Annotated in this window: 30 protein-coding genes; 20 read left to right on the forward strand and 10 right to left on the reverse strand. The window is 62.5% G+C overall.

Features of this window, described 5'->3' with window-relative positions:
* Positions 1–189: 189 nt before the first annotated feature.
* The 4 genes from ABIC76_RS17910 to ABIC76_RS17925 are packed head-to-tail and all read right to left on the reverse strand — an operon-like array spanning position 190 to position 5,511.
* Positions 190–882: an IncC plasmid conjugative DNA transfer DtrJ family protein gene (locus ABIC76_RS17910; RefSeq protein WP_343548692.1), complete on the reverse strand. Its 693-nt coding sequence runs from the start codon at positions 880–882 to the stop codon at positions 190–192.
* The gene (gene traD / locus ABIC76_RS17915) at positions 872–2,950 is read right to left on the reverse strand and encodes a type IV conjugative transfer system coupling protein TraD (protein WP_354534802.1); all 2,079 of its coding nucleotides are present in this window, start codon (positions 2,948–2,950) and stop codon (positions 872–874) included. The genes ABIC76_RS17910 and traD overlap by 11 nt, the downstream gene beginning before the upstream one ends.
* The gene (mobH, locus tag ABIC76_RS17920; RefSeq protein ID WP_354534803.1) at positions 2,931–5,072 is read right to left on the reverse strand and encodes a MobH family relaxase; all 2,142 of its coding nucleotides are present in this window, start codon (positions 5,070–5,072) and stop codon (positions 2,931–2,933) included. Before mobH ends, traD begins: the two co-directional genes overlap by 20 nt.
* On the reverse strand, positions 5,062–5,511 hold the full coding sequence (locus tag ABIC76_RS17925; protein WP_354534804.1) for a hypothetical protein: 450 nt from the start codon (positions 5,509–5,511) through the stop codon (positions 5,062–5,064). The genes mobH and ABIC76_RS17925 overlap by 11 nt, the downstream gene beginning before the upstream one ends.
* 839 nt (positions 5,512–6,350) lie before the next feature.
* On the opposite strand from ABIC76_RS17925, the gene ABIC76_RS17930 reads away from it, so the two are divergent.
* From ABIC76_RS17930 to ABIC76_RS17965, 8 genes are read left to right on the forward strand one after another with little or no spacing between them, the layout of a single operon-like run.
* A complete protein-coding gene (locus ABIC76_RS17930) occupies positions 6,351–6,971 on the forward strand; it encodes a lytic transglycosylase domain-containing protein (protein WP_354534805.1) in 621 nt (206 codons plus the stop codon).
* Positions 6,955–7,986, forward strand: a complete 1,032-nt coding sequence (locus ABIC76_RS17935) for an ATPase, T2SS/T4P/T4SS family (RefSeq protein WP_354534806.1) — start codon at positions 6,955–6,957, stop codon at positions 7,984–7,986. Before ABIC76_RS17930 ends, ABIC76_RS17935 begins: the two co-directional genes overlap by 17 nt.
* A 17-nt stretch (positions 7,987–8,003) precedes the next feature.
* Positions 8,004–8,228 (forward strand): hypothetical protein, encoded by a 225-nt coding sequence (locus tag ABIC76_RS17940; RefSeq protein ID WP_343548686.1) that lies wholly within the window; start codon positions 8,004–8,006, stop codon positions 8,226–8,228.
* Between the two features lie 58 nt (positions 8,229–8,286).
* The gene (locus tag ABIC76_RS17945) at positions 8,287–8,577 is read left to right on the forward strand and encodes a hypothetical protein (RefSeq protein ID WP_354534807.1); all 291 of its coding nucleotides are present in this window, start codon (positions 8,287–8,289) and stop codon (positions 8,575–8,577) included.
* A gap of 13 nt (positions 8,578–8,590) precedes the next feature.
* On the forward strand, positions 8,591–11,221 hold the full coding sequence (locus tag ABIC76_RS17950; RefSeq protein WP_354534808.1) for a VirB4 family type IV secretion system protein: 2,631 nt from the start codon (positions 8,591–8,593) through the stop codon (positions 11,219–11,221).
* 46 nt (positions 11,222–11,267) lie between these two features.
* Complete coding sequence (locus tag ABIC76_RS17955) at positions 11,268–11,999, forward strand: TrbJ/VirB5 family protein (RefSeq protein ID WP_354534809.1); 732 nt, start codon at positions 11,268–11,270, stop codon at positions 11,997–11,999.
* Positions 12,000–12,004: 5 nt separating this feature from the next.
* On the forward strand, positions 12,005–12,325 hold the full coding sequence (locus ABIC76_RS17960; protein WP_354534810.1) for a hypothetical protein: 321 nt from the start codon (positions 12,005–12,007) through the stop codon (positions 12,323–12,325).
* A 15-nt stretch (positions 12,326–12,340) separates the two neighbouring features.
* Entirely contained in the window at positions 12,341–13,327 is a 987-nt protein-coding gene (locus tag ABIC76_RS17965; protein ID WP_354534811.1) for a type IV secretion system protein, read from the forward strand.
* 33 nt (positions 13,328–13,360) lie between these two features.
* On the opposite strand, the gene ABIC76_RS17970 is transcribed toward ABIC76_RS17965, so the two are convergent.
* Together ABIC76_RS17970 and ABIC76_RS17975 are read right to left on the reverse strand one after the other, a co-directional pair.
* The gene (locus ABIC76_RS17970; protein WP_343548680.1) at positions 13,361–13,594 is read right to left on the reverse strand and encodes a hypothetical protein; all 234 of its coding nucleotides are present in this window, start codon (positions 13,592–13,594) and stop codon (positions 13,361–13,363) included.
* Between the two features lie 76 nt (positions 13,595–13,670).
* Complete coding sequence (locus ABIC76_RS17975) at positions 13,671–13,922, reverse strand: hypothetical protein (protein WP_343548679.1); 252 nt, start codon at positions 13,920–13,922, stop codon at positions 13,671–13,673.
* Positions 13,923–14,137: 215 nt separating this feature from the next.
* On the opposite strand from ABIC76_RS17975, the gene ABIC76_RS17980 reads away from it, so the two are divergent.
* The 7 genes from ABIC76_RS17980 (at position 14,138) to ABIC76_RS18010 (ending at position 20,203) form a co-directional block, all read left to right on the forward strand.
* Positions 14,138–14,902 (forward strand): VirB8/TrbF family protein, encoded by a 765-nt coding sequence (locus tag ABIC76_RS17980; RefSeq protein ID WP_343548678.1) that lies wholly within the window; start codon positions 14,138–14,140, stop codon positions 14,900–14,902.
* Positions 14,903–14,921: 19 nt separating this feature from the next.
* Positions 14,922–15,728 (forward strand): TrbG/VirB9 family P-type conjugative transfer protein, encoded by an 807-nt coding sequence (locus ABIC76_RS17985; protein ID WP_354534812.1) that lies wholly within the window; start codon positions 14,922–14,924, stop codon positions 15,726–15,728.
* A 10-nt stretch (positions 15,729–15,738) separates the two neighbouring features.
* Positions 15,739–17,046 (forward strand): TraB/TrbI/VirB10 family type IV secretion system protein, encoded by a 1,308-nt coding sequence (locus ABIC76_RS17990; protein WP_343548676.1) that lies wholly within the window; start codon positions 15,739–15,741, stop codon positions 17,044–17,046.
* Positions 17,043–17,495, forward strand: coding sequence for a TrbG/VirB9 family P-type conjugative transfer protein (locus ABIC76_RS17995; RefSeq protein ID WP_354534813.1), 453 nt, complete (start codon positions 17,043–17,045; stop codon positions 17,493–17,495). Before ABIC76_RS17990 ends, ABIC76_RS17995 begins: the two co-directional genes overlap by 4 nt.
* On the forward strand, positions 17,465–18,085 hold the full coding sequence (locus ABIC76_RS18000; protein WP_354534814.1) for a hypothetical protein: 621 nt from the start codon (positions 17,465–17,467) through the stop codon (positions 18,083–18,085). Before ABIC76_RS17995 ends, ABIC76_RS18000 begins: the two co-directional genes overlap by 31 nt.
* A 115-nt stretch (positions 18,086–18,200) precedes the next feature.
* Positions 18,201–19,337, forward strand: coding sequence for a carbon-nitrogen hydrolase family protein (locus tag ABIC76_RS18005; RefSeq protein WP_343548673.1), 1,137 nt, complete (start codon positions 18,201–18,203; stop codon positions 19,335–19,337).
* A gap of 455 nt (positions 19,338–19,792) precedes the next feature.
* Positions 19,793–20,203, forward strand: coding sequence for an HU family DNA-binding protein (locus tag ABIC76_RS18010; protein WP_343548672.1), 411 nt, complete (start codon positions 19,793–19,795; stop codon positions 20,201–20,203).
* A 342-nt stretch (positions 20,204–20,545) separates the two neighbouring features.
* Here the strand turns inward: ABIC76_RS18010 and ABIC76_RS18015 are convergent, their stop codons facing one another.
* Entirely contained in the window at positions 20,546–20,920 is a 375-nt protein-coding gene (locus ABIC76_RS18015; protein WP_343548671.1) for a PHA-granule associated protein 4, read from the reverse strand.
* Between the two features lie 593 nt (positions 20,921–21,513).
* Here ABIC76_RS18015 and ABIC76_RS18020 point away from each other — a divergent pair.
* The 5 genes from ABIC76_RS18020 to ABIC76_RS18040 all read left to right on the forward strand — a co-directional run bounded on the left by ABIC76_RS18020 (position 21,514) and on the right by ABIC76_RS18040 (position 25,189).
* A complete protein-coding gene (locus ABIC76_RS18020) occupies positions 21,514–22,128 on the forward strand; it encodes a DUF3577 domain-containing protein (RefSeq protein ID WP_354534815.1) in 615 nt (204 codons plus the stop codon).
* A gap of 424 nt (positions 22,129–22,552) precedes the next feature.
* Entirely contained in the window at positions 22,553–23,041 is a 489-nt protein-coding gene (locus tag ABIC76_RS18025) for a hypothetical protein (protein WP_354534816.1), read from the forward strand.
* A 119-nt stretch (positions 23,042–23,160) separates the two neighbouring features.
* On the forward strand, positions 23,161–23,766 hold the full coding sequence (locus ABIC76_RS18030; protein WP_343548669.1) for a hypothetical protein: 606 nt from the start codon (positions 23,161–23,163) through the stop codon (positions 23,764–23,766).
* A gap of 57 nt (positions 23,767–23,823) precedes the next feature.
* Positions 23,824–24,240: a DUF2958 domain-containing protein gene (locus tag ABIC76_RS18035; protein WP_354534817.1), complete on the forward strand. Its 417-nt coding sequence runs from the start codon at positions 23,824–23,826 to the stop codon at positions 24,238–24,240.
* A gap of 118 nt (positions 24,241–24,358) precedes the next feature.
* Positions 24,359–25,189 (forward strand): DUF932 domain-containing protein, encoded by an 831-nt coding sequence (locus tag ABIC76_RS18040; protein ID WP_354534818.1) that lies wholly within the window; start codon positions 24,359–24,361, stop codon positions 25,187–25,189.
* A 176-nt stretch (positions 25,190–25,365) separates the two neighbouring features.
* Here the strand turns inward: ABIC76_RS18040 and ssb are convergent, their stop codons facing one another.
* The 3 genes from ssb to ABIC76_RS18055 form a co-directional block, all read right to left on the reverse strand.
* Positions 25,366–25,782 carry a single-stranded DNA-binding protein gene (ssb, locus tag ABIC76_RS18045; RefSeq protein WP_354534819.1) on the reverse strand — a complete coding sequence of 139 codons (417 nt, stop codon included), beginning with the start codon at positions 25,780–25,782 and terminating at the stop codon, positions 25,366–25,368.
* Positions 25,783–26,064: 282 nt separating this feature from the next.
* Positions 26,065–26,445: a type II toxin-antitoxin system VapC family toxin gene (locus ABIC76_RS18050; RefSeq protein WP_343548665.1), complete on the reverse strand. Its 381-nt coding sequence runs from the start codon at positions 26,443–26,445 to the stop codon at positions 26,065–26,067.
* A complete protein-coding gene (locus tag ABIC76_RS18055) occupies positions 26,445–26,648 on the reverse strand; it encodes a type II toxin-antitoxin system VapB family antitoxin (protein ID WP_343548664.1) in 204 nt (67 codons plus the stop codon). The genes ABIC76_RS18050 and ABIC76_RS18055 overlap by 1 nt, the downstream gene beginning before the upstream one ends.
* Positions 26,649–26,785: the final 137 nt, after the last annotated feature.

Below are 26,785 nucleotides of genomic sequence, written 5' to 3' on the forward strand. Positions count from 1 at the left end.
CCCCTCGTAGGCGCCCATGAAACACGTATCCGTAGGCTACCAGTACTAACCCGGTTGTCATCGCGCAGCGCGCAGCGCGCAGCCGCACTGTACTTATTCATCGCGACCGCCAAGCTTAGCGACGTCAACCCACAAGCAGTACGCCTCTGGGGCGGTTCACTTGAAAATAGCCGTGCAGAGGGGAACGCGTCATAGATATTTCTTGTAGTACTTCCACCGCAACCGCGACAGCAGTGCGGCCCACAAAGCGTACGGCAGAAAAATCGATACCGGGTGGATCGACACCGGCAACGCAAGAAACAGGCTAATTACCGTGGTGAGTCCCACCCAGTGCAACCGCTTGGCACGCAGAAACAGATGCGCCGACTCGCGACCCGCGTTTGCCCGGCGAATTGCCCGGGCCACTAGGCCATCGGCGACACCCAGTACCGATGCAAACAAGATGATCGGTAGACTCGCGATCACAAGAACAGCGCGCAGCACCACCAACTGAATCACGCTGACAGCCAACCCCGTGTTGGCGTCCAGTGTTGACGCGACCCGCTGGAACGGCACATCGGTCGGCACTGTCACAGGTCCCCCGCGCGGAGGCACAACCAACGCAATCCAGCCGGAGACACATCGCACGGCTTGCACGGCAACGGCGGTCACTGGGGTGATCTCACCATTGCGAGTGGTATCCGCCATGCCCTCCTCAAGCAACTGATGCAGCGTCACCACCCCATCGTCCGGATTTGCATGGAAATGCCACGCATCGATGACAAGGGCCAGCAGAATGACAAGAAAGCCCAGCAGCAGCGCAAATCCCATCGTACGAAACGGGTGCAGGAAGACCTGCAGAGCTGCCGGCTCCTCGACTCGACTTGCTTGGCTAGAAGCCACTTCCTGTCCCCTCCACAGTCAAACCATCATCTTCGTCCGTCTGCAGCCGATAGCTTTCGTAGCGCTGCCGCATGGCGTTGGCCATCTGCATTAGGTGCATTGGCATGTGCGCATCCTCCGCTGACGCGAGCAACGGCAAGCGCAGCTTGTATAGCCGCCCGCCCTCGATGAGCGCGAAGGCCTGCCCCTTGGGTAGCTGGAATAGGCTCGACGGCTCAAGCAGGCGCGTGCGAACGCTCTGAAGCTGATCACGCGTATTGCTGCTGAACTCGCCCAAGCCCCCTGCGGAGGTGCCGTCGTTCACGCCCGACTGCAGCGTGCGCGCCACGATATTCACCTCCGGCAACTGGTCCGTCAGGATCTCTGCCGTTTTGAGATTCTTGACCCGCAACATATACAGCGAATTGAAGTTACCGCCGATCTGCTCGGCCTTGGCGGCGCTGTCCACGCGCGCCTCGATGTCTTGGCCGGTTTGCGTGTATGCCGTGACTTGATAGCCCGCACCGCCCGCCTTGTTCACCATCGGAATGAACTCGTCGCCAATCAGTTCGTTGAACTCGTCCGCGTGCAGGCACAGCTTGCGCGACGGCGCCTCCGCCGACTGCCCATAGGTCTGTCCATGTTTGTAGATCTTGCCGGCGATCGAGGTCAGGTCTGTAAACATCGCATTACCGACCGCAGCGGCCACCTCGGGGTCGGACAACGCGTCGAGCCCGACGTAGACGATGCCGCCGCTGTTGATTACATTCATCCAGTCCAGGATCGGACGCGTGTCGGTCGCATCCTCGTAGCGCGGCGACAGCAGGCCGTTGATTTCGCCGGTGGTGAGCTTTTCCAGCAAGGGGTAGAGGCTCGACACCAACTTGTCGAAATACGTGCGGTCATTAACCAAGACCGAGATCAGCGAATCAGCCACCATGTCGTCGATGCCGCGTCGGCGAATGTAGAGCGACATGGCCAGCGTCGACGGCGCGCGGCCGGTTTTCCTGATCAGGTTCTTCGCCTCGTCGGTGCCGGCCAGCGCGTCGGGACCCTCCTCATCTTCACGCCAACCGGCACAGCGTGCATCGAGCAACTGCTCGAAGTACCGCTGCGCCAGGCCGTCGATCGACACCGCATTGCGGTAGATGGATTCGTAGCTGGGCTTCTCGCCAAGGCTGGTCATCGCCCGGGCCATGACATTCACAAAGCGCCAGACGAATTGCTTGAAGGTAGCCGACTGACCTTCGGAGGGCAACGGTCCTGCGGTGCGGGTCGCGACTTCCGTCACGCGGCCGAACGACCCTAGCGCGTTGTAGCGCGCGGAGAGTTCCGGATAGCCCAGGTGGAACACGTGGAACTGTGCGAGCCGCCCGGCTCGCGAGGCTTCGGCATACATGCGCTTGAGAAGCGCCGCGTCGCCCTTGGGATCGAACACGATCACGATGTCGCCACGGCGGATATCCTGCGTCACGAAGATCTCACACAGGCGGGTTTTGCCTACCCGGGTTGTCCCCAACACCAGTGTGTGCCCCACCCGCTCGGACAGCGGTGACCAAACATCGCGCTCAGTCAGTTCGATGCCGTGCAGGGCGGGATTGCCTTCTACGGGCGGCAGCGGCCGCATGGGGTTCCACCAGCGATCGGCACCCGTGAAGCGCCCCAGTCCCGTCAGGCCCGTATGCTCGGTGTGCAGCTCCAGCTTGCGGGCAAGCTGATACATCCAGGTCGGCCGCATCAGGTGTGCGTTCTCGGGCAGCGAGAGGTCATGCAGACGTTGGGCATGCTTGGGCTCCCACAGAAAACCCCTGCCGATGAACTGCTGCCTGCGCGACCAGGGAATCCGGTCCGCATCCAGCGCGTAGCCGCGCAAGCGCCGCAGGTTCCAGCGCTGGCGGAGGATATTCAAGCCTTGATGCAACCGGATGGCCGCCATCGCGCCGGTCGCCGCGGCGACGGTGTAGGCCACACTCTGAGGCGCATAAACCCACCGCGAGGCGCAAAGCGCCGCCAACGTGCCGGCGCCGCAGACGCATGTCGACACCAGTTCATAGGGTGGCCGAAAAATGCTATCGATCGGATCCGGCATGGTCCGTGATCCCGCGCGATGCGCGCGGCGACGATGCGTGATCTTCGCGATCACGCTCGGGATCGAAGCGTCGCAAGATCGGATTGGGCGGCGGTAACGGGTCAAACCAGCGCTGTGGTGCGGGAATGAGAAGACAGGTCAGCTTCGCCGTACGGCGGGCGTGGTCGACAACAAACACGTGCAGGAAATCTTTCTTCCCGGACTCCAGGGCCAGGCGCGATTTGATGAGCGCTGACTGAATCGCGACATAGCCTCTGTCGCCGTCCGGGATGTCCACGGCACCCGCCGCGATGGCCTTCTGCTGAAACAACCTAAAGATCGCCGGCGAGACCAGCAGCATCCCCTCGCCCACGAAATGCACCGGGCTGCCAGCCCGGTTGAACGGCAGGATCCCTTGCGCAATTTCAGCCTGCAGCCAAGCCATGAATTGCGCCGCCAGCGGCATCGGAGCGTCTGCCAGCGCCTCGACGACGCTCGCATAGGGGTTGACTGGTCCCGCGAGGGCCGTGGTCTGTGTGAGTGGATCTGCACCGACTTCGCCAACTTCGCCGACTGTCTGCGCCAGCACGCGCTTAAAATCGACTGGCCCGGTACGCATGCGCCCCTTGCTCGCCGCTGGCACTGACTCGCGGGTTGGCTCGGATGACAGCTGCAAGGACTCGCTAACGGGTTGCGCTTTCGCGCAGTCAACTGCGCTTTCCGCACCGTTCAGATGCGTGTCAGCCGCGGCCAGTACGTGTGGTTGGGCGGCCTCCGGTGGCGAGGCCAGCTTGCACGTCACCTCTATCGCATCAGCACACGGGGATGCGGTCTCAGGCTCAACTGCATTAGCTAGGCCTTCGCCCAGTATCCGGATCCTGCCCTCGAACGGCTTGGGATACGCATCGGCCTGCGCGTAGAGCACGTCGAGCCGAAAGCGCAGCGCATTGAGCGCCTTGCCGTTGTGCTTCGATTCGATATGAATGTTCCAGAGCGCGCCACCGGTGGCGTTGGGGATGACGGCACCATATTCCTGCCAAGTGTCGAACAGCCGATTGTTGTCAGTCGGAATGCCTGCGCCAGCGCCTTCGCCGATCTCGTGCTTCTTCAGATACTCGCGTACTGCGTCCGCCACGGTCTTGGGTACCAGCCACAGTGCCTCCCCATCGCTCCACCCCGCTGAAAACCCCGTCTGATTGATTGGCAATAGACCCTCGAGGAGCATCCTTCGCAGTGCCTGCATGAGGCGCTCAATGAGCGGTACCGCGCGCGCGGTCCTAAAGCGCGTGCGCGGTCCGTAGCGGAGATTGGCGGCCACCGATTCGCGGTCGGCCGCGGTCACGATTTCCGCGATTGGCGACGACGGATCCGCTTCTCCAGAAAGAAACGCGTTCAATTGCCTGATCAGCTCAGGATCCGCGGCCAGCCATAGCATCGCAGCCTGCGGCACCAGTTGCTGCATCAGAACGATCGGCAGGCGCCGATGCGCACCGTAGTCGCGTTCGGCAGGCAACGGAAACGCCACCGTGTAGGCAAGCGCGCCATGCGCGGCCATGGAGCCCGTCAATGGAATCCATGGCCCCCCCTCGGCATCAGGCGTACGGAACATGGTGACGCGCACATCCGCCATCGGCCGGCCGATGTCGTGCAGCATGGCGGCAAGAAAGACCCCATAGGTCCAGCGGTGCTCCAGACGTGCCGCCATTTCGATCGGGGCCCCTTTGGGCAGAATCCGCCCCCGCCGGATCCGTAGGGCGGCATCCGTGACCTCCAGCATATGGACCAGCAGTCCGCCAGGCTGTGCGTGGTGGTGACTCTCCGAGGCCGGTAGTTGCTGCACGAACTGCGCAACGCGCTCGATAACGGGCAACATGTCGCGCTCAAAATTCGCTGTCGACAGCCCCGCGTTCGCCCGAATGCGCTGCAGCGTGCCCTGCATTCCCACCGCCTGCATCAATGTCTTGCCGTCCAGCACGGGCAACTGGCCTTGGCGCAGCACCACCACCTTGCGCTCAGGAGAACGCGCGGACACCGCGCCTGGCCGTGCGCGCCAAATGGGCCGCCAGGTCTTTGCCGTTAACCACGCGGCGCCCGCGAGCGAGAGGGCCGCAGCGGCACCGAGCCAGTCCGCGTTACTCGTCATCCAATTCCCTACCACCCACCCGGGCTATCAGCCATGCCACCCATTGGTCGGGAGCAGGCTCGCTGCAGTCCGAGCACCAGAGTCGGAGCTCAAACGGGGCCAGCGCTGCCGCGAACTGCTCGAGGCTTTGCTCCAGCGGCTTCCATCGCGTGCCGGATGCACAGCACGCACGCCAACATAAGAACGGCGCCCGCGCCAAAGTCTGTGCCAATTCTTCGTTCGTCAGACGGTGGTGTGACTGGGACAGCGGACCGAGGATTGCGCAAAGCTCATCCACAGGACGTGCTTCGCCGAGGCTGCGTGACTCGAGGCCACGAAAGTGCTCCAGCCACTGCCGGATCGGCGCCATCCAATGCGTGGCATGTAGCTGGGCCAGGGCGCGACGCAATTGCCGCATGCGGTTACGGTCGACCAGTGTGACGCCGTGAGTGACGGCCATGGGGGATTCCGGTGTCGAGTGTGCTTCGAGCCTAGGGCGACGCCCGGTGGATTTCCATGCACCGCGCCAAAGCAATGGCATCGGAATTCCTGCATCGATTTTGTAACCGCAGGGTGTATTTCGCCGTCGAACGTGGCCCCTTTCACACATTCCCTTCCCCCTTGGCCTGTGCTGGTGCCCTTAACCCTTGGGTCATTTGCTCCGCATTGGCGTGCGTGTTTTCAGCACTGCAATGCGGAGCGTCCTTTAGGTAAGTCCCTTCCCCCTTTTTCCTTCGCGATGCCCTTTGCCTTTTGGCGTATTCCTTTGGGGCTCAACCCACGCACTCGCCTCTCCGCTTGGGTCGCCCGTGGCAGATCCCGCGCTAGCACAGCTGCAGCAAAAAATCTCGCTTTTACCAGCATGGAATCGCCCCGATTTTTTGCGGATGCTAACGCGATTCCGACGGTCGACATCGCTTCAATGATCCTCGGAGCGAGTGCTCCAACTTGTTTTTTTTGGGACTTAGCCGCCCGATTGATGGGCGGCACTTTTACCACGCCATGCTCAACCAGTCCGCCATTTCCTTCCCGATCCTTGCAGCACTCGGCATGCCACCGGCCATCTCCGTGATGCAGCCCGAGAGCGACGCGTCTGCACGAGGTCCGGCACATGGAGCCCATCCCGCAACAGTCCCACAAGAAGACCAGCGTACCGGGCTAGACAGCGTGGCGGCTGCGAATCATTCCTGGTCGACCCAGACCCCGACCTTTTCAACGCGTAACGACGTCGTAGCCACTGCCTCCGATGCGGCAGCACCAGTTTCATTCACGGACCTTGCGCGGCGCTGTGCACCCGACGTGGATCCCGTCACGCTGGCCGCCATCGTACGCACCGAATCCTCGGGCAACCCGTTTGCCATTGGCGTCGTGGGCGCTCGCCTGTTGCGTCAGCCGCGTTCGTACGCGCAGGCGCTGGAAGCTGTACGCCTGTTACGGGTACAGGGCTACAACTTCTCGCTCGGATTAAGTCAGATCAACCCGCACAACCTCATCAAATACGGCCAGACCGAGGCGTCGATCTTCGATCCCTGCACGAACCTGCACGCGGGTGGCATCGTCCTGCGGGATTGCTTTGCGCGAGCACGCCCTCTGTTTGCCAGCGAACAGCAAGCCTTGCGGGCCGCCGTCTCCTGCTATTACGCGGGCAATTTCACCACCGGCTTCCGTGACGGATACGTCGCCAAGATGATCACCAATGCTGCCGACCGCCCGGATGTCCTCAAAGTGCCGGCCATCCGTCTGGAATCGGATGCACCGACGGCCGCAGAGCGTAGCCCGGCGCTGCCCACACCCGTCGTTGTGCGGTCCGCGCCCCCTCAGCGATCGGTCGCCCAGACGAACACCTTAGTCCATGACGACGACATCGGCACGTACGTGGCCGCCCAACCCAATGGAGCCGACCATGTTGACGCTCCATAAGACGCACCACGACGAGCGCGTCTTCGCCGCCCACATGGACCCGATCGCCGCATGGCTTGCCGACCCCTGCGTCATTGAACTCCTCATCAACGGTCCTGGCCCAGGCCAGGTCATTGCGGAGCGCCAGGGTTCTCTGGAAGTGCTCGACGTGGCGTTGGCCGAGCGCAATATCTCCGGCGCGTACAAGGCGTTGGCCGCCATCAATGACCGCGATCATCACCCGATCCTGGATTGCCGCATGCCCGGCATGCGGGTGGCGATGGTCATGCCACCGATTGCCGTGCATGGACCCGCTATGGCCATTCGCAAACACGCCCGGAGCAAACGTAGCCTGCGCCAGTACTTGGACGAGGGGCTATTCACGCCAAACCTGACGCGCTCGCACGCACACGAGCGGCGCGGTCAGACGCTGGATATTGCCGCTGGCGATGCATTGATGCTCCGTTTTCTGCACGACCTGATGGTCCGCCGCGACAATTTCATCCTCGCTGGCTCCACCTCCGCAGGCAAGACGTCGCTGCTCAACGCGATGATCGACGAGGTGCCCCGCCAGGAGCGGCTGATCGTACTGGAGGATACGACCGAACTTCAGCTGGAGCGGCCGAACTACCTGCAGCTCGAGGCCAATCCGGACCTGGGCGTCAGCGTCACGCACCTGGTACGGCTCGCACTGCGGCTGCGCCCCGACCGCATCTTTGTGGGCGAGGTGCGCGGCGCCGATGCGTACGACCTGATGGATGCCCTGAACACCGGCCATTCCGGCTCGGGGGCGTCCTATCATTCTGACTCCCCCGAGCAGGCCCTGCCCCGGTTGGAATCCATGATCCGCCAATCCGAGCGGGCCACGAACTGGCCGCTGGCCGCCATGCGTGCGCAGATCACCGCAACGTTTCGCTACGTGATCTTCTGCTCCAAGGAAGCGGGACGCGCTCCCGAATCAATCGTCGAGATCCTGGGCCTCACCGATGCCGGCGAGTACCGGCTCCGATCGCTCTATTCCCGCTTTGCCAACTGACACGCCAGGTCGCCGCAATGAATCCGTTTCTGACGCCGTTCTGCAACTTGATGGGCTTCTTCTCCACCACGCTGATCGGCGCCATTGCTTTCATCGTGTGCGCAATCCTGCTGATCACCGTGGCCGTCACCGAGACCAAGGGCGTGGTCGGCCATATCTTGCGGGTCGTGGCGGCGGTGGCTGGGCTGCTGGGCATGAAATCGATCATCACCGCCGTGTTCGGCGTCACCTTCGGCTGTTGAGATGTATACGCCTCGACGAACCCCCGTGCGCCACTTCCTTTCCGGTCAGAAGGTCGCCATGGGCATCGAATGGCGATTGCTGCGACTGTGGTTCGCCTGTGCCGCCATTCTGGGGCTGGGCGCCTTGCAGGTGCACTCCTTCATGGTGGCCGCCATCGGCAGCGTCATGCTTGCCGCCCTCTTCTACTCACTGCGCGCCATGACCCGCAAGGACGCCTTTGCGCGCACGAAGTACCTGCGCTACATGCGTCAGGCCAACGTCTATGAGCCCTGGCCACAGATTCGCCGCCATCGGACGGGGCGCGTCAACGCCCGTCCACTGGGTTTTGGGCGCGACCGGCTGATCTAACCACTTGCTGCCCATGAACGTCCGCACATCCCTCAACCGTCGTCAGGCCCGCTATCACGGCAGTGCCCGGTCGATGACCGAGCGTGCCCCATGGCTTTTTGAAGCCAGCGATCACCACGTGGTGTGCAAGGATTCCGGCGTCCTGCTCAACTTCGAATACCAGGGACCAAATCCCTTTGGCGCCACGCAAGCCGATTTCGACCGCGTCGCCGAACGCGCGCAGCAGGCATTCCTACAGATGGCGGATCGCCCCGTCACGATGTGGTTCACGGTGCGCCGCCGGCGCGTACGCCACTACCCGACGATGCCGATGCCCGACACCGTGTCGCAGCGCATCGACGATCTGCGCCGCGCGTGGTTCCGGCAGGGGCGCGCCTACACCAATCGCTACTACTTCTCGGCCCTGCTGCTGCCCGAGCGCGGTTCAGCTGCGTTCTTCGAGCGGTTCCACCATTTCTCGACGGTCGAAGCCATGGAAGCCCCGCGCGCGCTATGGTTTGCGGCGCGCGCTCTATTCAGCGCGCGCGATGCTTTCGCCTACAGTGCCTCCGAGCTCGATGCACAGCTGAATGGTGCCGACAAGCTCGCCGCCGATTTCGTCGCGAGCCTGCCCGAGATGCGATTCCGGCGCCTTGAAGGGCCCGAGCGCCTGGCGTTTCTGCAGAACGCCTATCCACGCAACAGCGAGACCGAGCGGGTGGTCTCCCCCGCGGATGGCTGGATGCTCGACGCCTATCTGCCGGACCAGCATTTCTATCCGGGCGCCGATTTCGGCATTTTCGAGGGGGCCACCCCTCACCATGTCGCGGCGCTGGCCATCAAGCCGCGAGGCTATCCAGGCGGCGCCGAGGGCGGCACCACATCCTACCTGCTCTCGCGCTTGCTGGGCATCGACGGCGAATTGACGATCTCCCAGTGTTTTCGCGTAGCGAGCCGCGAGGAGCAGCTCGCGCACGTCAAGGAAATGCGGCGCTACAACGAGATGACCAAACTCTCGCCCAAGCAATGGGCCCGCATCGCCATGCGCGCAACCCAAGAGCATGCCGACGACGTGGCGTCCAAGAACGCCGCCAAAGAAGCCATGACGCAGGAGACGTACGACACCGAGGCGGATATCACGCGCGGGCAGTTGTTCTATGGATGGCACAACCTGACCGTGCTCGCCCACGGCGAGACACGTCAGGAGATGGAGCAGGTCTATACCGATGCGGACCGCGCCGTACGGTCGGCACACATGGTGCCCATGCGGGAAACGCTGCATCTGGATTCGGCCATCGGCGGCACCGTCCCCGGCCAGTGGGCCGACGTCGTGCACTGGCACTTCCTCAGCACCGGCAACCTGGCCGATCTTGTCCCCTGGCATACCGAGGACGTCGGCGAACGGGTGGTGCAGTACCTGACCGAGCAGTTGGGCGAGCCGTGCTATCCGCTGATGGTCGCGCGCACGCGGGCCAAAACCCTCTACTACCTGACCACCTATTACGGCGACCTGCCTCACATGTTCGTGGCCGGCCCATCGCGCACCGGCAAGACGCTGCAATGCAACTTCCTCTGGACCAAATTCCGCCAGTATCCGAGGGCCAACGTCATCATCCTCGATCGCGACTTCTCGTGCCGCATCCCGACCCTGCTGCAGGGCGGCCAGCACGTTGCCGTCGCGCTCGATCGGGAATCTCGTCATGCGGGCGGAATCTCGTTCGCGCCGATAGCGGCGTTCCTGGCCGATCCGAGCCGTCACGAGTGGCTCGCTGACTGGATCGGCGTGCTGATCGAAATGAACGGCTACCGCATGAATTCGGACGATCTGGGCGCCGTATGGTCGGCGCTCCAGGAGACTGCAGCCCTCACGAACCGGGCGCTGTGGACACTGTCCACAATTCGCACGCATCTGCCACCCCATCTAAAGATCCACCTCGACGCATGGGTAGCGGACGGCCAGTATGCGCACGTCTTCGACAACGATACCGACGCCTTCTCGCTGGGCAAGCTCACCTGCATCGAGATGGCTGACATTCTCAAGAACCGCCGCGTCGCGGTGCCGTTCCTGCTCTACATCGTAATGCGCGTCGACGCGCGACTGTCGTTCACGAGCGGCTCAGCCAAACGCGAACCAACCCTGATCTACGTGGAAGAGTGTTCATTTCTGCTGCAGGAGCCGGCCGTCGAGCGCGTGCTGCGCGGCTGGGCTGCCACCCTGGGCAAACGCCTGACCACGCTCATGCTGACCACGCAGTCGGTAGAAGACTACGAGCGCAGCACGATCTTCCCCGCCATTCGGGACAACTTCCCGACCCGGATGTTTCTGCCCAATCACAACGCCCGGGACAACGTTGGACTGCGCGCGATCTACAGCGAGCAGTTCCAACTCAACGACGCGCAGATCGACGCCCTGGGCTGGGCCACGCCGAAGCAGGATTACCTCATCGTCAAGCCGGACGGCGCAGTCATGCTCGAACTGCGCCACGACGAAGTGACGCGGGCCTACCTGCGATCGGATCGCCTGGCACACACGGTGTTCGATCGGCATTACAACGGAGGCAATCCGCAGCCGGGATGGCAGGAGGCCTACGTGCAGGACCTCATCGAAGCCGAGCGCGAGTCGATGGCCCGCGCGGCCGCGCAGACCACGCACGGGGAGGCATGACATGACCCGTGCCAGCGTTTTTGCAAGATCTGTCCTCGTACTGGCTGTGTTGGCCACGACCGCCCTGCCCACACGGGCCGGCAGTGTCGCCGGCACGGGCGGTGCCACCGAAGTGACGCAACTGCTCAATCACCTGGAGCTAGTCGACTCGGTGGCGCAGCAGGCGCAGATGGTTCAGACGCAACTCAATCAGTACGCCACCATGGTTCAGCAACTGCAACAGATTCCGCAGAGTCTCTTGGGCAGCGTCACGATGCCCTGGCAGAAGCTGGTCGCTACGTACCAGGGGCTGGCCAATACCGTCGGGAGCGTCCAGAGGACATTCAACAACGCCTATCAGGTTCTGCAGTACCGGCAGGGGCAAATGGACGCCCTGCACATGAACCCGAATCAATACCTGAACGCCGAACTGCAACTCGCACAGACCAAGGGCGGAGCCTACCAGGATCAGATCCAGCGCGATCTGCAGGCCCTGAACGATGCGCAGACACAAGCGTCGGCACTGAGCGCCATGACGTCCCAGATCTCCGCGATCACGGGCTCGGTGCAAGGACTGCAGCACCTGGCCACGCAGTCGTCGATGATCGGCGGCGTGCTGATGGACATCCGTCGGCTCACGCTCGAGCACCAGTTGGCGCTGGGCAATGACCAATACAAGCGTGCGCAAGACGATCAGTTCCTGCGCGCCAAGGAATTGCTGATGCTGCAGCAAGCCACGGATCGGGGCGCCGAGATTCAGCGCACAGACCCGACGATCCATTTCAAGACCCAGTGGTGAGCGCGATGGCCAACCTGCGTCCCTTCGACGACACCGTGAGCGGGTATCTCGCCATGTTGCGCAAGACGCTTGTCCTGTCGGCCGAGCAGTGGCATTGGATCGACCGCAATCTGCGCGCACTCGACGCGCTGGATCCGGATGCGCGGGCGCGCTTCCAGAGCGAAGGGCCCATCCATTGGAGCTGGCGCATGACGCTCGCATGGGGACTGTTGGCCACCCTGGTGCGGCACCCACAGGCTCGCCTGATGGTTCCTGTCATCGGGCTACTCGCCGCGTTCGATCTCGCCCGATGGTCGTGGACGCTGGTTGCTTACCTGTCGCACTGACGCGAAGCGGCGAGCATGGAACTTCCCACCAGTACCCTGCTGCAAACGGGACTCGCTGCAATCAGTACCGAGGGCGCAGGCATGGCGAGTTCGCTGCTGACCACTGGCCTGGCGATCTTTGGTGCGCTTGCTGGTGTGCGTCTTCTCTGGATGTGGCTTCAATACCTGCTCGAAGACCGCGACTTCGACGATCTGTCGCAACGCTTGATCTGGCTGGCAATCCGCCTGGGCATCGTCGGCATGCTGCTGACCACCTACCTGGGGGGCGCGTTGAGCATCAAGTCCGTCATCGTCGACGGCTCCAGCTATCTGAGTCAGCAGATGACCGGGCTCTCGGGCGACGACATCTTCAGTCATGGCGCCACCCAGATCAGCGCCATCATCCAGAAGATGGACGATTCCACGATCGTGACACAGGGCGCGGCCAAGCCGACGCCTGCGACTCCGCTCGACGGCGGTGCTGCCACCGCCAATGCGCCACAGCAGGGCTGGCTCGATTCCATGAAGAACTGGTGGGACAGCAAATTGTCCGTTTTCACCAGCCTGATCTCCACGGGGATCGGCATCGGCACCAAGATCGTCCTGGCCATCCTGCTGGCCATCTACACAGCGGTCTACATGGTGGGCGTGGTCATGATGTATATCGGCATCGCGTTCGGGCCTTTCTTCATCCCTTGGGCCGTACTCGAGAACGTACCGGTACTCTCGTCCCTTCCTGAAGGCTGGTTCAAGTTCACCTTCTCCTCGGCCATCTTCAAGGTGGTGGCGGCGGCGATGCTCAAGATGCTCGGCGGTACCGTCACCACCCTCACCGATCAGGTCGCCTACCTGAACAGCACCGGCAGCGCAGCCATGGGCTACGACATCACCGCGGCCATTGGCGTGTTGATCTTTGCGTTGTTGATAGGACTCCTGCTGATCTGTGTGCCGAGCATCGCGAACGGCTTGATGACCGGCAGCAGCGGGATTGCGCTGCCACGCATCCGGGCGCCCAGGAGATAAGCCATGTCACGTTGCGTGCGAGCCCAACCCACCTCAGCGCCGCGAACGGCGATGTTGCCGACCGTGCGTGTGACCGGGACTGTTTCCTGCATCAAAGTCGCGCAGCTCCGGCAGGAGGTCGCCAAGCCGCGAGAACGCCCGAAAGAGACCATCGATGGGTCCGCGATCCGGCAGTTGTCGTGCGACGTGACGGCAAAACCGCCACGCAGCGTACAGCACGACCACCTGCAGACAGACGTCAAAAATCTTGTCCAGCAACGCTAGCATGATGTTCTCCAACATTGACGAACCCAGCGAAGACCCAAACGCGTGCGGCAGTGCACGCGCTCGCGCGCATGGCGCTTCACCTCTGGCTGCGAAACGTGATCGTCGGATCCTCGTTCCGGTGCGCTTGGGCCCGCCGCCTCGCCTCATCGAGGATCGCCTGGTCATGCGCTTGGGTTGCCGCAGCGGCTCCACGCATTTGCTGTGCCATCGCGGCTCTTTCAGCATCTTCCGCTGCATCGCGCCGGTATCGGTACACGGCATAGGTCGAAGCAATTCCAAGGATGGCCAGCAGCAGCGCGACCACCACGACCCGAAAAGACGTGCGCATCTTGACTCCACAAGTTTGTCGAGCAAAGAGCGGCCGCTTGTAAAGGGAAACTGCAGATACCGCGCAGGCCTACAACTGCATGCGCAGCCAAAAGAAGGACGTATATGCCGCGGGCGAATCGTCTTGTTGCACGACTGCCACGGCTCTCGAGACTGGATGGCCGCTACCCAATGGTCGGAGGGCATCTGGCATGACCGCCACATTGAAGACCATGGATGCGGCCATCGTACACCCGTGCCCCCGGAACGCAAAACACCATGTCGCTATTAAAACGACGCCGTCCACTGAACACGGGCAATCCCCCGCCCGTCGGAGCAGCGGCCAAGGTTCGCTTGCGTTATTACGCGGTGTTCGAGCGCAGCCTGGTCAGAAACCGTTGGCTACTGGTGGCGCTCGTGGTGGCCAGCGCCATCATTGCCATCCAGGCGAGTTCCATCCGGTTCATGCTGCCGCTGGAGCGCATCGTGCCCTACTTCCTGGCACCGAACTCGGCGGTGCCCGGACGCGTCGATCACACGGAGATCACCGCCACGCAATTCACCCCCAGCCAAATGCAGGTGCGCTTCGCGCTCGAAGCGTGGGTGGGTCAGATCTGGACCATCGATCCGTCACTGACCCGCAAGAACCTGGCCCAGGCCGCCACGCTGACAGTGGGCGCGTCGGCCCGCGAGTTGCCTCAACTGGTCAAGGAAGAGAAGGTGTTCGCGCGCATGACCGAGTCGCCGGAGCTGCGCCGCGACGTTGCTGTGCTGTCCACGGACTTTCTGGCCGATGGCGTCGCCATTGTGCGCATCGCGCTCACGGAGCGCGAAAACGGCGTCTCCAAGCCACCAACTTTCAAATCCATGGTGATTCACCACGCCGTGACACCGCCGGCGACCTGGAAGGACGTACAACGCAGCGTCGTGGGTCTGACCATCACAGACTTCAACTGGAGCGATGCCCACGCCATCGATCCGAACAATCGAGCCGGAGGCTAATGTGAAACCACCCCATCCGATGTGGCACCGCCTGGCACTGTGCGCAGCGGCCGGTACCGTCGCCCTCCTCAACACCGGTTGGGCCATACAGCGTGGCGAACAACCCTTCGACGACCCCCACCTGCGTTCGTTCCCCTATGAGCCCGATCAGGTCTACGCCGTGCAACCGCATGTGAACCGCTTTACCGACTTCCAGATGGCGCCGGATGAGCGAATCCAGGAGTTCTACTTGTCCGACAAGCGCCCCTCTCGCTGGCGTTTCGTGGTCAGCGCCAACCACCAACACGTGATGGTCAAGCCCGTGGTCGCACATGCAGACAACACCGTCATGATCATCACGAGCCAACGGACCTACCAGATCACCCTGCTCCCGGCGCTGACCGCTGGCAATTGGGATCAACGGGTGAGCTGGAGCAACGGCGCGGCGGCCGATGCCGCATGGGTGGCACAGGACGCACGCCAGGCAGCCAGACGGCCCACGGGGCCAACCAGAACGGCCACAGCGTCGACGGGCGCCTCCAGCATCAATGTCGACTACAGCATGTCCGGGGTGGCAACGATCCGGCCGGCGGCTGTTTTCGATGATGGGCACGTTTCGCGCCTGCAGTTTCCCGCCACCCTGCAAGAAATGCCCGTCGTCATGGTCAGCGGCGCCGACGGCAAAATGACCTTGCCAAACTGGACCGTGGAGATCGCGCCCGACGGCACACGCACGATCGTCGTCGCGCAGCTTTTCCAGAAAGCGGTGCTCAAGCTGGGCGGTGCCCAAGTCGAGATCGACAACCATCGTTTCCCGGTGCCGCCCGCCGGCCCGCAGGTTCGATAAGGGACGTGCCATGGACGCGCCCCTGCTACCCGTCGAAGACGCTGCCAAGGGGCGCATTTCTCGCCGCCTGGTCCCGTGGGCCATCGCCTTGCTGATCCTGCTGGCGATGGCCCTGATCCTGGCGTTGGTCGCACAGTCTCCCAATCCCCAACAATCCGAACAAGCGAAGAAACAGGCCGAGATCAAGCGTCAGACCAACGATGCGACCGGCTCGGCAGAAGAGATCGGGCGCCTTGCTAATTCTCAGCAAGCCCAGGCCAAGGCTGAAATGGAGCGTGACGCCGCCAACAAGCGCTACCAGCAGTTGCTCGCGTCGGTGCGTGAGGGTGCGAGCGCACCCGCGGCGTCGGTACCGCAGGCCTTGCCGGCAACACCCGCCAAGGGGCCCATCGACGATTACGAGCGCACCCGTAACACGGCGGCTGAGGACCAGGAGATCGCACGCAACGATCTTGTCGGATGGACTCTCGACAAAGGCAACGACAAAGGCAACGGCAACGTTGCGGCACAGACAGGTCCGACAAGCACGGGCGGTTGGACATCGCCCGACGCGTTGGCCGGCGCCGGGCAGGCACAGCGTTCGCGAGAGCAGTCCATGGCATTGCTTAGATCACTGCACGGTGCGGACCAGACTGGCGGCGCGCAGCAGTGGGAGGAACGTGCCACAGGCGCCAGGATTCCCTCCCCTGCAACACCGACCCTGGCGCTTTCCGCCGATACGGTGCATCAGGGAACGGCGATCGCGCTGGCCACCGTGCGCGAGATCAACTCCGACATTCCGGGCGCGCTCGAAGCGCGCGTGACACGCGACGTCTATGACACCATCGATTCGAGCCATGTGGTGATTCCCATGGGCACGCGCCTGATTGGGCCCTACAACTCGGACCTGATCCCGGGCCAGAGCCGTCTGCAGGGCGGCTTCACCCGGATGATCTTTCCCAACGGCAACGGCATCGATATCGCCGGCTCGCAGCTCTCGGACCGGTTGGGCCAGGGCGGGCTGGGAGGCGACGTCGACTACCACCTGTTTCGCTCGCTGGCGCTGCAGTTCGCTGTCGCCGGCGTCGCCAAACTCACGCGGATCGACAACGGCGGCGGTGGATCAGGTGGGGCCCTGTATGGCGGCTCCTCGATGTCGTCGGCCGGCCAGATCCTGACCAACACCATGCAGAACTTTAACCAGCAGTTCGTGAACCTGAAATCCACCATCATGGTCGCCGCCGGCACGCCGTTCACCGTCACGCTCTCGCGGGATCTGATCCTGCCACCCGCCATCACCGTCGATGCCAACGCTTCCAGCAACCAGGAGACCCCATGAATCCGAGACAGCAATGCGCGATCGGCGCCATTGCGCTGTGTACGTTGGCGGGCTGCGCCAGCACGGAGAACGCCACGGTGGATGGACTGGATTTCCGCTATGACGTCGGCGAAGGCGCACAGCAGCGGCCCTATCAGGTCTTCGACGACGGCGTCTCGACCTACTTCCAGTTCCGCGAGGTACCACCGTCGTCGATGTCGGTCTCCGTTCTTGGTGCGACGGGGGAGATCCCACAACGCCTGGACCGGCAAGCCGCCTACGTGCGCGTCCCATCGATCGCGCACGCGTTCATGGTCCGCGACGGCGAAGCGCGCGTTCGGGTGACCTACCACGGGCCTGCGCGGTCGGACCACGTCGTCGCCATCCCACCCGCCCCGCTCGAAGCCCAGCCGTCGGTTCCTCAGGCCAAATCCCCTCCATGTACACGCAGGAGCAAGTTATGCAGATAGTGGGCAATCAACGGCGTCAGGTGATTGCATGGCTGGCGATCACCATCCTCGGGCTACTCGTTGCGCAGATAGTGCCTTTCGTCGTGATCGCGAGTCTGGGCATGCTCGGCGAATTGTCGTCCAACTGGGTGTCGCCGCGCCAACTGGTGACCGAGCTGGCGATGCTCAGTGATGCGCAATGGACGCATGCGACAAGCCTCCTCAATGGACTTGCCGCGCTCGTGAACGGCACCTGGCTAGCCTGGCGCGCCATCATGAACCCTTGGGTGCGCGGGCTATGCGCGCGGGCCGGGCGCCGGATGGATGTAGGCGTTGCACATCGATTTCCAGGTATCTCCCTGCCGGACTCGGCCGTCTTTGCCGGTCTGGTGCTCGGCAGCGTGCTACTCGGTTGGATGACGCTGTCCTTGCTGATATCGGAGGATGCACGTCGTGAGAGTGCAGGCACGACGAGCGCGCTACAAGCGACGCCGGCCACTGCGCCTCGCAACGGCGCGGCACTGCTCGTGCACAACCCGCCCTCGATCGTCAGCGGACAAGCCGATGTGACGTCGATGGCGAATGGCACCTATGTGGTGCGATTCAAGTAAAACCTGGGAATGGGTTCGAGAAAGCCGTCTGTTGCATTGGGGGCAATCGGCTGTCATCGGAGCCTGCGTTGCGTGGATCGCCTGGCAGCCGGAATGGCCCTTGTGGTCTACGTGGGTGCTCGTGCTGCTCCCGGCGTTATGGGCAGCGGCGCCGTCCAGGGGTCGCGCCATATCAGCCATCGCCGCTTACCTCCTCGTCGGCACGCGCGACATCCCCACCATTACGCACACGTTCTTTCCATCGCTGCCCTGGATCGTCGGGGATGCATTGTGGTTCGCGCAGGCTTTGATGCTGATCATCCCCTGGTGCTGGTTATGGCGGCCAGGCATGGCGCCGGCCGATGCCGCCTGGCGCGCGGCCCTGGCGGTCTTGCTCGTGACAATACCGCCGTTCGGCTGTGTCGGTTGGCTGACGCCCATCGCCCTTGCCGGAGGCCTGTTTCCGGGCTGGTCGTGGGTTGCGCTCGGACTGGCGCTCGCGATACTGGCCAGCGCGGCCGCACTGGCGCGCGATCGCACCTGCCGATCGGCACGCATGGCCATGCTGATCTTATGCACACTGTCCGCGGTGGCCGTGGTCATCGACAGGCCGGCTTCGGTGCCAAAGGGGTGGGTCGCTGTGTCGACACGACTGGGGCACTATCCGCGGCCCGATGATCTGATGGGCCGACTGGCAAGGCAGCAGGCACTCCTCGAGATCGTCCTGCAAAGGCTGTCGGCGCCGGAGGTCCGGGTTGTGATTCTGCCCGAGGAAATTGCCGGACTGTGGGAGCCTGCGTTCGCGCTGGCCTGGAAATCTGTCGAGGCGATTGTGCGCGAGCGTAAGGTGACCGTGTTGGTCGGTGCCGACGACATCGTCTCCGACAAACGTTTCGACGATCGGTTGTTCGCGATCGGCGAGCCAGAGCTCGAGCTCGGTGCGCGGGTGCCCATGCCGATCGGACTGTGGCGGCCTTGGACCACGCCGTCGGCCAGTATCGATCTCGCGCGTGGTCACCAGGCGACGCTGCACGGGGCACGTGCGAGTTTCGTGTTCTGCTTCGAAGATTTCCTGTTTTGGCTGCAGGCACTCACCATGCTGGAAGATCGGCCTGACGTGTTGGTGAGCGTGGCCAACAACTGGTTTGCCCGCGACCTTGCCGCCTCGGGCATTCAGGCCCGGCACATCGCACTGCAAGCGCGGCTGTGGGGACTTCCGCTCGTGCGAGCGGTCAATCTGAGCCCGTCACGATCGGTTGCGCACGGACCTTAGTATCCCAGGCAAGCCAAGCCGTCAGCCCCATGCGTTCGCACCTGAAATTGCCTCGGTTTAACGTGCAACCGCTACGACACAATCGCGCCTCAAGCTGAATTGATCGTCACCAGCACACTGCGCCGCAGCGTGCGGTGGTGGACGTCGAAGGCCTCGGTAACCACACGTGCTGGCTGTTCTTGCAGCAGCACCGTGCCTGCTCGCGTTGCTCTGCTGTCAGCGCTGGCAGGCGCGCGATCCGGCTGCCGCGCACGCGTGCGCTGTGGATGCCAGCACGCGTACGTTCGCCGATGGGGTCGCCACCGTGGATGGCGGATCGTTGACACAAGATCGGCAACGGGGCTGCTAACCTGCATGGTTACAGTTGGTGTCAGAATTGCTATGCTTGCCCGCAGCGTGCGCGTATGCGATGCGCTGATCGTAGATGGTCCATTTACCCAAGAGCGAGTTTTCCTATGGCGACCAAAGCTAAGACCGCAGCAAAGAAAGCGACACCCAAGAAAGCCGCACCGGCAAAGAAACCTGCCGCCGCTGCTGTGTCTGTCAAACCGTTGAAGGACACGTTCACGAAATCTGGCCTAGTAGCCCACTTGGCCGAGCAAGCCCAGATTGAAGCCAAGGCCGTGAAGGCGGTGCTGCTCCATCTGGAGAACACCATCGTCGGCGCGTTGCACAAGAAAGGCGTCGGCGAATTCACCCTGCCCGGTCTCTTCAAGGTGATGTCAGTGAAGGTTCCTGCGACCAAGCGACGCTTTGGGAAGAACCCGTTCACTGGTCTGGAGCAGTGGTTCGAGGCCAAGCCAGCGACGGTGCGCGTCAAGGTACGCGCCTTGAAGAAGGTCAAGGACGCCGCCCTAAACGGGTAACAAGGGAGCAAGCAAAGGGAGCCTCGGCTTCCTTTTTTTTTGTATGCGAAACATCGAATAAGGCACGACTGCCAAGCCACGGTGCAACGCGCTGCTGCGCCTTGCCGAACTTGATGCCGCCGCCGAACGGCTAACGGTAGCCGGCACTCGTGCGCTCTCGCGTGAGTTGGACGCCATTGCTCGCACGCTCAGGCGGCGTGGCTACACGACGTTGTCACAACGGTCACCGCGGACGGCCGCGGCTACGACAACCGCGCAGGGCGACCCGCTCGGATAGAGTCGCGCGCCGATGCCACCTCATGCGTTGGGAACGCCAGGTTGGCTCGCATCTATTGGATGCTACTACTCGCCCCAGCGGCCGTCCACATCACGCAGCAGATGTCCCGCGAGAATGTAGTCGCCCTGCGCGGTCGCCTTGGCCTCCAGCTTCGCCAGTTCGCCTGCTGGCAGCGCGTCCAAATCGAACTGGCAGTACAGATTGCGCTGGCGAAACGTCAGCTTGGGGCGAGAAAATCCGATCATCAGAGCGATCAGCGATGGGACAGCAATGCTTTCGTGGCCGCGAAACTCCACACGAATCCCCACCTTCTGGCCCATGCGACCCAGCTCGACGGCATCCTGCCAGCCGGTCTCATAGTCAAGTTCGATGACCGCGATTCCGCAGGTGTCTAACAGTCGCAGCGCCTCTTCTCTGGTACCAGCACGCGCCGTTGCCATTCCTTCCACCCCACTCCATTCGTTGGCACAGCAACACTGCACGTGCCGTCTTCATTGTAAGCACCACGTCGTACGGCAGGCCCCAAGGAATACGCGGGGGCTACGGCTCGATCTCCGTGGAACACTTACACCCGGGGACCATTCATGTCAAAACTCCCGCCCAAAGAAGCTTTTGCAGCAATCAAGCCGACTGCGGCCTTGTCAGTCGTTGACGGATGCCATTGTCTTAGCCTGCTATACCCAAAAATTCATCATACCGATTGGAGTACCATACCCTATAGGGTATGGTCTGCGTATCGAGTAGCCACGCACAGATGGACGAACGAGTGACTCGTACTGGAAGAATCAGGACACCGTGACGTCCGATGTCCCAGTCACTGCAAAGCGGCTGCTATTGGTCACTTGACAACTGCGTGGAACTGCTCCACTCTCAAATCGCTTTCGCTGACATCGCACTGTCGCAAGGTTCTCAATCCCTGAAAGAACACAGCCGTTAGGCCGGGACTCTCTTTTCGCAGTACCACCCCATCGGGAGCTTGTTCCTCCCGACCGGGCGGACAGTCTCCCGATTTTTTTGTTGATCGGAGATTGCCATGTCTGCTGCAAACACCCAAGAAACGAAGTACTTCGACCTTCATACCACTGGCATTGGTTACCTGAATCGTGTTCGCATGGTCCAGCCGACCAAGGGACCGGCGTATCGCGCATGCTCGATCTCGGCGCTGCGCGGCAACGCGAATGGCGTGGAATACACACCGTTCGATTTGAGCGTGACCGGTAGCGCTGCGAAGGAAGTCATCGCCGACCTCGAGCAAGACGCCAATGCACGCGATGCAAAGGTGCTGGTTTCGTTCCGCATTGGCGATGCCATGCCTGTCGCCTTCACGTACTCCCAAGGAGAGCGCACGGGGCAGACCGGCGTGTCGATTCGCGGTCGTCTGATCAAGGTCCTGTGGGCCAAGGTCAACGGCGAACTGGTCTACGAGGCTCCTAAGGCCGAACTCGCGCAAGAGGCAAGCGAACCCCGGCATGATGAAGCTGCCCCAGCCGAAGCCGCACCCGCTGCGCAAGACGAACATCGCACCGAACGTGCACCTCGGCAGTCACGCGAGCCGCAAGACGAAGCCCGGACCGGCAATGGCGTCCGCACCCGTCGCCAGGCACCTCGCACGACGCAAACAGGCCGCCGCGCAAGCGCGCAGCCATGAGCGTCGCACTGCGTAACCACAACGGCCAGGGATTTCTCTGGCCGTCCTCCCCCATTCCTCCCCGCCCTATTCCCTACCCCAGGGGCTACCACAGCGCTTTGCGACGTCTGTCCGGTAAAGCACTGTGGCAGCCCAAGGCCCTCTATGCCTGAGGCCTGCACGGCAGCCTGAATCGCCGTGGCGTTTCACCGATCCATGCTTGGTAAGGCGCCGGATCTTCCGGCGTTTTCCCCGAGGGTCAGCCCTTCGGGGAAAACGCTGGCCACGCAAAGGCTCGCTGACGCCGTAAGCGTCCAGTCCGGTCAACTCCTGAAACCGGGCAGTCCGCCGCAAAGCGGATCGGAATTCCTCCCTGTCTTTCACACCCTTGCGGAGCAATGCCCCGTCCAGGGCCAGCGCTCCGCTTTATCTGACGGAGTGCATCATGAAAAATGCCAATGTCGTTTCGATCCATCACGATGATTCGACACCCACCACACACCCCACTGGAGCCCGCCACCGGCCAGAACACAAACGCCAACCGGCGTTGGACTCTGCACTCGAGCGCGACGGCTGGAATCAGCTGTACGCGGACATCGGCAATCGGGAAACCGCCCAGGCGGTGCTCGAAGCCGCCAAGCACCTGCCTCTGCTGCAGCAACGCTATCCAACGCTGCTCATTCGTGCGCAGGAGGCGCTGATTCGTCACCGCGGCCGTACCCTCTGCGGGTGGTTGGCCTACGGCACGGGTCGTCTGCTTGGGAGCGTGATCTGCGGCTTGCTGTCCGGGATCCGCGTATCACGCCACAGGCGCCAGGAAAAAGTGGCGCTTGCCAAGCGAACAGGCGTTCAGGGTTTTTCAGTGCGTGCGCAAGCAGGCATCGCAAGAAATTCGAAGCCGGTCCCCGTCGAGTCCATCTTCGCGGGCCGCTAACCATGCCCTGCCATCTTGCTTCTCGGCCATGGGTCTGCGAGGAGTCGAGTGCGTTGCGTCGATGCGCTGCATCGTAGGCTCCACGTACGCTCTCCTTGAGCACCGCTGGCCGTGTGCCCATGTCGGCTGATGCCGGCATTTTTCAACCCCTTGCGGGAAGCACATCCCGCATGCGCGGGCTCTGTGCGACTTGCATTTCTGGAGTCGTCACCATGTCTTTCTTCCGCAATCTGTCTGCCTCCGTCAAGCGCTCCGTCGGCCGCAACCGATTACCGTTCCTGCCGGGTTTCGCGCAAAACGCACAGCCCTACATCGCCACCGTCGATGTCGACTACGTCCAGCGCGTCTCTGTGGGCGTCGAAGCGGCCAGCGCCGAACACGCTGCGCAGCTCGTGCGCCGCGCCTTCGATGCCGGCACCCTGTTCAATGACTCCTCCAGCATGCCGGTCCTGATGCATGCGTTCGAGCCGGTTCGCCCCGATTCGCCGCTGCAGATCGCCTCGATCGAAGAGATCGACGAAATGCCGCCGGCCGATCCCTCGGTCGACACCATGAAGTGCATCGGCGCATCCCAGGAGCTGCTGCAGTTCGCTCGCATGATCGGCGAACTGTGCGAGGAAGCCTCCGTTCCACAGGATCAGGGTGCCAGTTGTATCGGCATCGATATCCCATTGGCTGATGTCAACCGCCTCCACAAGCTGCTGGATAGCTTGAACAACTGCTAGGCGCTTATCCGCACCGGGCCTGTCCGCAGGCCCGGTCGCTTTCGCACAGGAGACATCATGTCCGCCACACTCATGAACCAAGTCGCCGAACGCATGCGCGACTACCCTCTCGGCTCTCAATCCGCAGACGAAGATCCGACCGTCATCGTCAAACTGTTCGACGTTGCCGGATCCGCCACCTGGTGGCTCACCGAATACGATCCCGACGAACACGTTGCCTATGGCTATGTGAGCGGCATAGTCGCAGACGAGTGGGGTGCCGTTTCGGTTGAAGCGCTGTCGAATTTGCGCGTGCGCTTCGAGATACCAGACCATGCGAGCAACCCGATGTCGTCGATCACGCTACACGTGGTCGATGCTGAGCCCGGCACCGGCATACCGCGTATCGAGCTCGATCTGAACTTTGAAGCCCGGCCGATTAGCGAGGTCCAAGCGATGCTTGCGCGCTACGCGGCCACACAACGCTTCCTCTAGGCTGCGCCCCTCGGGGCGATTTTCGGCTTGCGTCGCCATGGCGGCGCATTCAACCCATTGCGGGCAATCCAGCCCGCAACAGCGGACATGGATTCCCGCGCTCCAAAGGAGAATCACCATGTCCCGACTCACCACGTTTCGCACGGCCACATCGGTTCGCTCGCCCATCCCGCTAACGGATGACGAGATCCATCGCGTAGCGCCGTCGATTTTTGCCGATGGCAAGCATGAGAGCCGATCCTCGCGCTATACCTATATCCCGACGATCCAGGTGCTCGACGGTCTGCGCAAGGAAGGCTTTCAGCCATTCATGGCCATGCAGGCGCGCGTACGCGACGACGGCAAGCGCGAGCACACAAAGCACATGCTGCGCCTACGCCATGCCGACTGGGTTGCCCAGATCGGCCAGGAGGTCAATGAAATCGTCCTCGTCAATAGCCATGACGGCTCCAGCTGTTACCAGATGGTGGCAGGGGTCTACCGCCTGGTCTGCTCCAACGGCATGGTGGTCGGCAACGACTTCGCTGATATTCGTGTACCCCACAAAGGTGACGTCATTGGCCAAGTCGTTGAAGGTGCCCACACCGTGCTCAACACGTTCGAGCGTGTGGATGCACAACGCGACGGCATGAAGGCGCACATCCTCGATGTTGGGGAACAGCGTGCTTTCGCGCGTGCGGCGCTCGCGCTCAAGTACGATGGTGCAGCAGCGTCTGCACCGATCACCGAGACACAACTGCTCACGCCGCGCCGCATGGAAGATCACGGCGACGATCTGTGGACGGTGTTCAACCGTATCCAAGAAGGCATCCTCAAGGGTGGCTTGCGCAGCCACACCGCAAACGGTCGACACATTCAAACGCGGGCGGTGAGCGGCATCGACCAAAGTCTCAAGCTCAACCGGGCGCTTTGGGTGCTGGCTGAGGAAATGCGCAAGCTCAAAGTCTGAACACCCCAAACAGACACACGCTTTTGGCTGACCCACCAACCGACCCGGCATTTCGCCGGGTCTTTTTTTACTCCGCCGCGTTGCACCCGGGCTTACGTGGACATGTACTCTGTGTGAGATCGGACGTGCGGAACGTCTCGCCAGTGGGTGGCCGTGGCATGGCCACCCCGGACACCTCACAGAGGAGGGTCGCCAGGTCCGTCGGCAGCGACCTCCGCGTCGGCTTCAGCACGACGCTTGAGCGTCACGGACTCCACTCGACCAAGTTCGAGCGTCACTTTTTCTGCGCTGACATCGATGCCGGTCTGCTCTTGGTCGTGTTCATCAGTCCATTTGGTGACGCGTACGGCGCCGACGACGTGGACGCGCGCGCCACGAGGCAAGAGCTTTGCCACACGCTCCGCCTGTGGCTCCCAAGCCGTGACTCGGCACCAGAAGCCGCCGGACTGCTCGAGTTCATCCGCCGCGTTGCGGCGGTACTCGTCGGCGAAGATGGTGAATTCGGCCACCTGCCGCTTACCCCTGGGGGTCTCGACGTACTTGAGATTGGGCGCCTGGCCCAGGTTACCCGTGATTTCGATGCGGTTTGGCATATCGCTCGCTCCAGTGGTTTGGAAACGGGCGAGTGCCCCAACTTGTCCACGCGGGAAAGCGCGATAGAACGGCGCATGGTTGCGCTCTGTGTCGCCGATTATTGCCGGGAGGCCCTTGAAATCCAGCACCGGGCGCAATCGAACGTTGTCTGGCGTGCACTTTGGCTTCGCCAGCTGGTCCAACCTTAGGCAAGCTTGGCGGTGTCGGGGGCAGATTTACGCGTGCCAGAGGTGGCCGTGGCACGGCCACCCGCGCTATCACAGCGCGACTTGCCTCACCCCCTAGTGCACCACAGGTGAGTAGTCCACCCGAAATCGCTCTGCGAGCGTCGCAAGTCGCTTGTCCAGCGTCCACAGCGCCGTTCCGGGTGTCATGAGTGTCGACGCCAGCAACACCATATCGACAAGTCCGCAGCCATTTCCATAGAGCTTCTCACGCTCAACGAATGCCATCACCTCGCTCAAGCTGGCTTGTTGGACATGCAACAGCGCCCCGATATCACCGAGCGTACGCGCCCGAGGCTCGGGCGGCGTGCCGCACGCAAGCTCTGCCAGAACCATCGGGTGGGTCAGCGCCAGATCGGCCTGCAGCAGGCGCACGAGCGCGCCATTGCCCCGGCGAAAATGATCCACCCACACCGAGGTATCAATTAACACACTCATCACGCGGTAGCCTTACTGTGCCGGCGCGGTACATCACGCATTGTTGGCGTGACACCACCCAATGCCGCAAGCCGCTTGGCAGCCTGAATGCGCACAAAGGTCTTGATGGCCTCCCGGAACAAGTCGGACTTATCCATCGCCGGATCAGCCAGTTCAAGCGCTCGCTCGTAGAGCTCGTCATCGATAGTGACCGTCGTTCTCATCGCAGCCTCGTCCGCATCAAATTTGATGCAATATTGTATCAAATATTGCACCACAAGACGAATGGCCCCGTCCATATGCGTACGGACTGCACCCAGTAGCCGTACCACGGCTCCTGCGGTACGGCGCATTTGGCTAT

Origin of the sequence: Ralstonia sp. 1138, assembly GCF_040544795.1 — a bacterium.
Lineage (GTDB): Bacteria > Pseudomonadota > Gammaproteobacteria > Burkholderiales > Burkholderiaceae > Ralstonia > Ralstonia flatus.

Bases quoted from the DNA above. Each gene is read 5' to 3' on its own strand.
- traD (WP_354534802.1), bottom strand. From the start codon at position 2,950: ATGCCGGATCCGATCGATAGCATTTTTCGGCCACCCTATGAACTGGTG.
- mobH (WP_354534803.1), bottom strand. From the start codon at position 5,072: ATGACGAGTAACGCGGACTGGCTCGGTGCCGCTGCGGCCCTCTCGCTC.
- ABIC76_RS17925 (WP_354534804.1), bottom strand. From the start codon at position 5,511: ATGGCCGTCACTCACGGCGTCACACTGGTCGACCGTAACCGCATGCGG.
- ABIC76_RS17935 (WP_354534806.1), top strand. From the start codon at position 6,955: ATGTTGACGCTCCATAAGACGCACCACGACGAGCGCGTCTTCGCCGCC.
- ABIC76_RS17940 (WP_343548686.1), top strand. From the start codon at position 8,004: ATGAATCCGTTTCTGACGCCGTTCTGCAACTTGATGGGCTTCTTCTCC.
- ABIC76_RS17945 (WP_354534807.1), top strand. From the start codon at position 8,287: ATGGGCATCGAATGGCGATTGCTGCGACTGTGGTTCGCCTGTGCCGCC.
- ABIC76_RS17950 (WP_354534808.1), top strand. From the start codon at position 8,591: ATGAACGTCCGCACATCCCTCAACCGTCGTCAGGCCCGCTATCACGGC.
- ABIC76_RS17960 (WP_354534810.1), top strand. From the start codon at position 12,005: ATGGCCAACCTGCGTCCCTTCGACGACACCGTGAGCGGGTATCTCGCC.
- ABIC76_RS17965 (WP_354534811.1), top strand. From the start codon at position 12,341: ATGGAACTTCCCACCAGTACCCTGCTGCAAACGGGACTCGCTGCAATC.
- ABIC76_RS17970 (WP_343548680.1), bottom strand. From the start codon at position 13,594: ATGCTAGCGTTGCTGGACAAGATTTTTGACGTCTGTCTGCAGGTGGTC.
- ABIC76_RS17975 (WP_343548679.1), bottom strand. From the start codon at position 13,922: ATGCGCACGTCTTTTCGGGTCGTGGTGGTCGCGCTGCTGCTGGCCATC.
- ABIC76_RS17980 (WP_343548678.1), top strand. From the start codon at position 14,138: ATGCGGCCATCGTACACCCGTGCCCCCGGAACGCAAAACACCATGTCG.
- ABIC76_RS17985 (WP_354534812.1), top strand. From the start codon at position 14,922: ATGTGGCACCGCCTGGCACTGTGCGCAGCGGCCGGTACCGTCGCCCTC.
- ABIC76_RS17990 (WP_343548676.1), top strand. From the start codon at position 15,739: ATGGACGCGCCCCTGCTACCCGTCGAAGACGCTGCCAAGGGGCGCATT.
- ABIC76_RS17995 (WP_354534813.1), top strand. From the start codon at position 17,043: ATGAATCCGAGACAGCAATGCGCGATCGGCGCCATTGCGCTGTGTACG.
- ABIC76_RS18000 (WP_354534814.1), top strand. From the start codon at position 17,465: ATGTACACGCAGGAGCAAGTTATGCAGATAGTGGGCAATCAACGGCGT.
- ABIC76_RS18010 (WP_343548672.1), top strand. From the start codon at position 19,793: ATGGCGACCAAAGCTAAGACCGCAGCAAAGAAAGCGACACCCAAGAAA.
- ABIC76_RS18015 (WP_343548671.1), bottom strand. From the start codon at position 20,920: ATGGCAACGGCGCGTGCTGGTACCAGAGAAGAGGCGCTGCGACTGTTA.
- ABIC76_RS18020 (WP_354534815.1), top strand. From the start codon at position 21,514: ATGTCTGCTGCAAACACCCAAGAAACGAAGTACTTCGACCTTCATACC.
- ABIC76_RS18025 (WP_354534816.1), top strand. From the start codon at position 22,553: ATGAAAAATGCCAATGTCGTTTCGATCCATCACGATGATTCGACACCC.
- ABIC76_RS18030 (WP_343548669.1), top strand. From the start codon at position 23,161: ATGTCGGCTGATGCCGGCATTTTTCAACCCCTTGCGGGAAGCACATCC.
- ABIC76_RS18035 (WP_354534817.1), top strand. From the start codon at position 23,824: ATGTCCGCCACACTCATGAACCAAGTCGCCGAACGCATGCGCGACTAC.
- ABIC76_RS18040 (WP_354534818.1), top strand. From the start codon at position 24,359: ATGTCCCGACTCACCACGTTTCGCACGGCCACATCGGTTCGCTCGCCC.
- ssb (WP_354534819.1), bottom strand. From the start codon at position 25,782: ATGCCAAACCGCATCGAAATCACGGGTAACCTGGGCCAGGCGCCCAAT.
- ABIC76_RS18050 (WP_343548665.1), bottom strand. From the start codon at position 26,445: ATGAGTGTGTTAATTGATACCTCGGTGTGGGTGGATCATTTTCGCCGG.
- ABIC76_RS18055 (WP_343548664.1), bottom strand. From the start codon at position 26,648: ATGAGAACGACGGTCACTATCGATGACGAGCTCTACGAGCGAGCGCTT.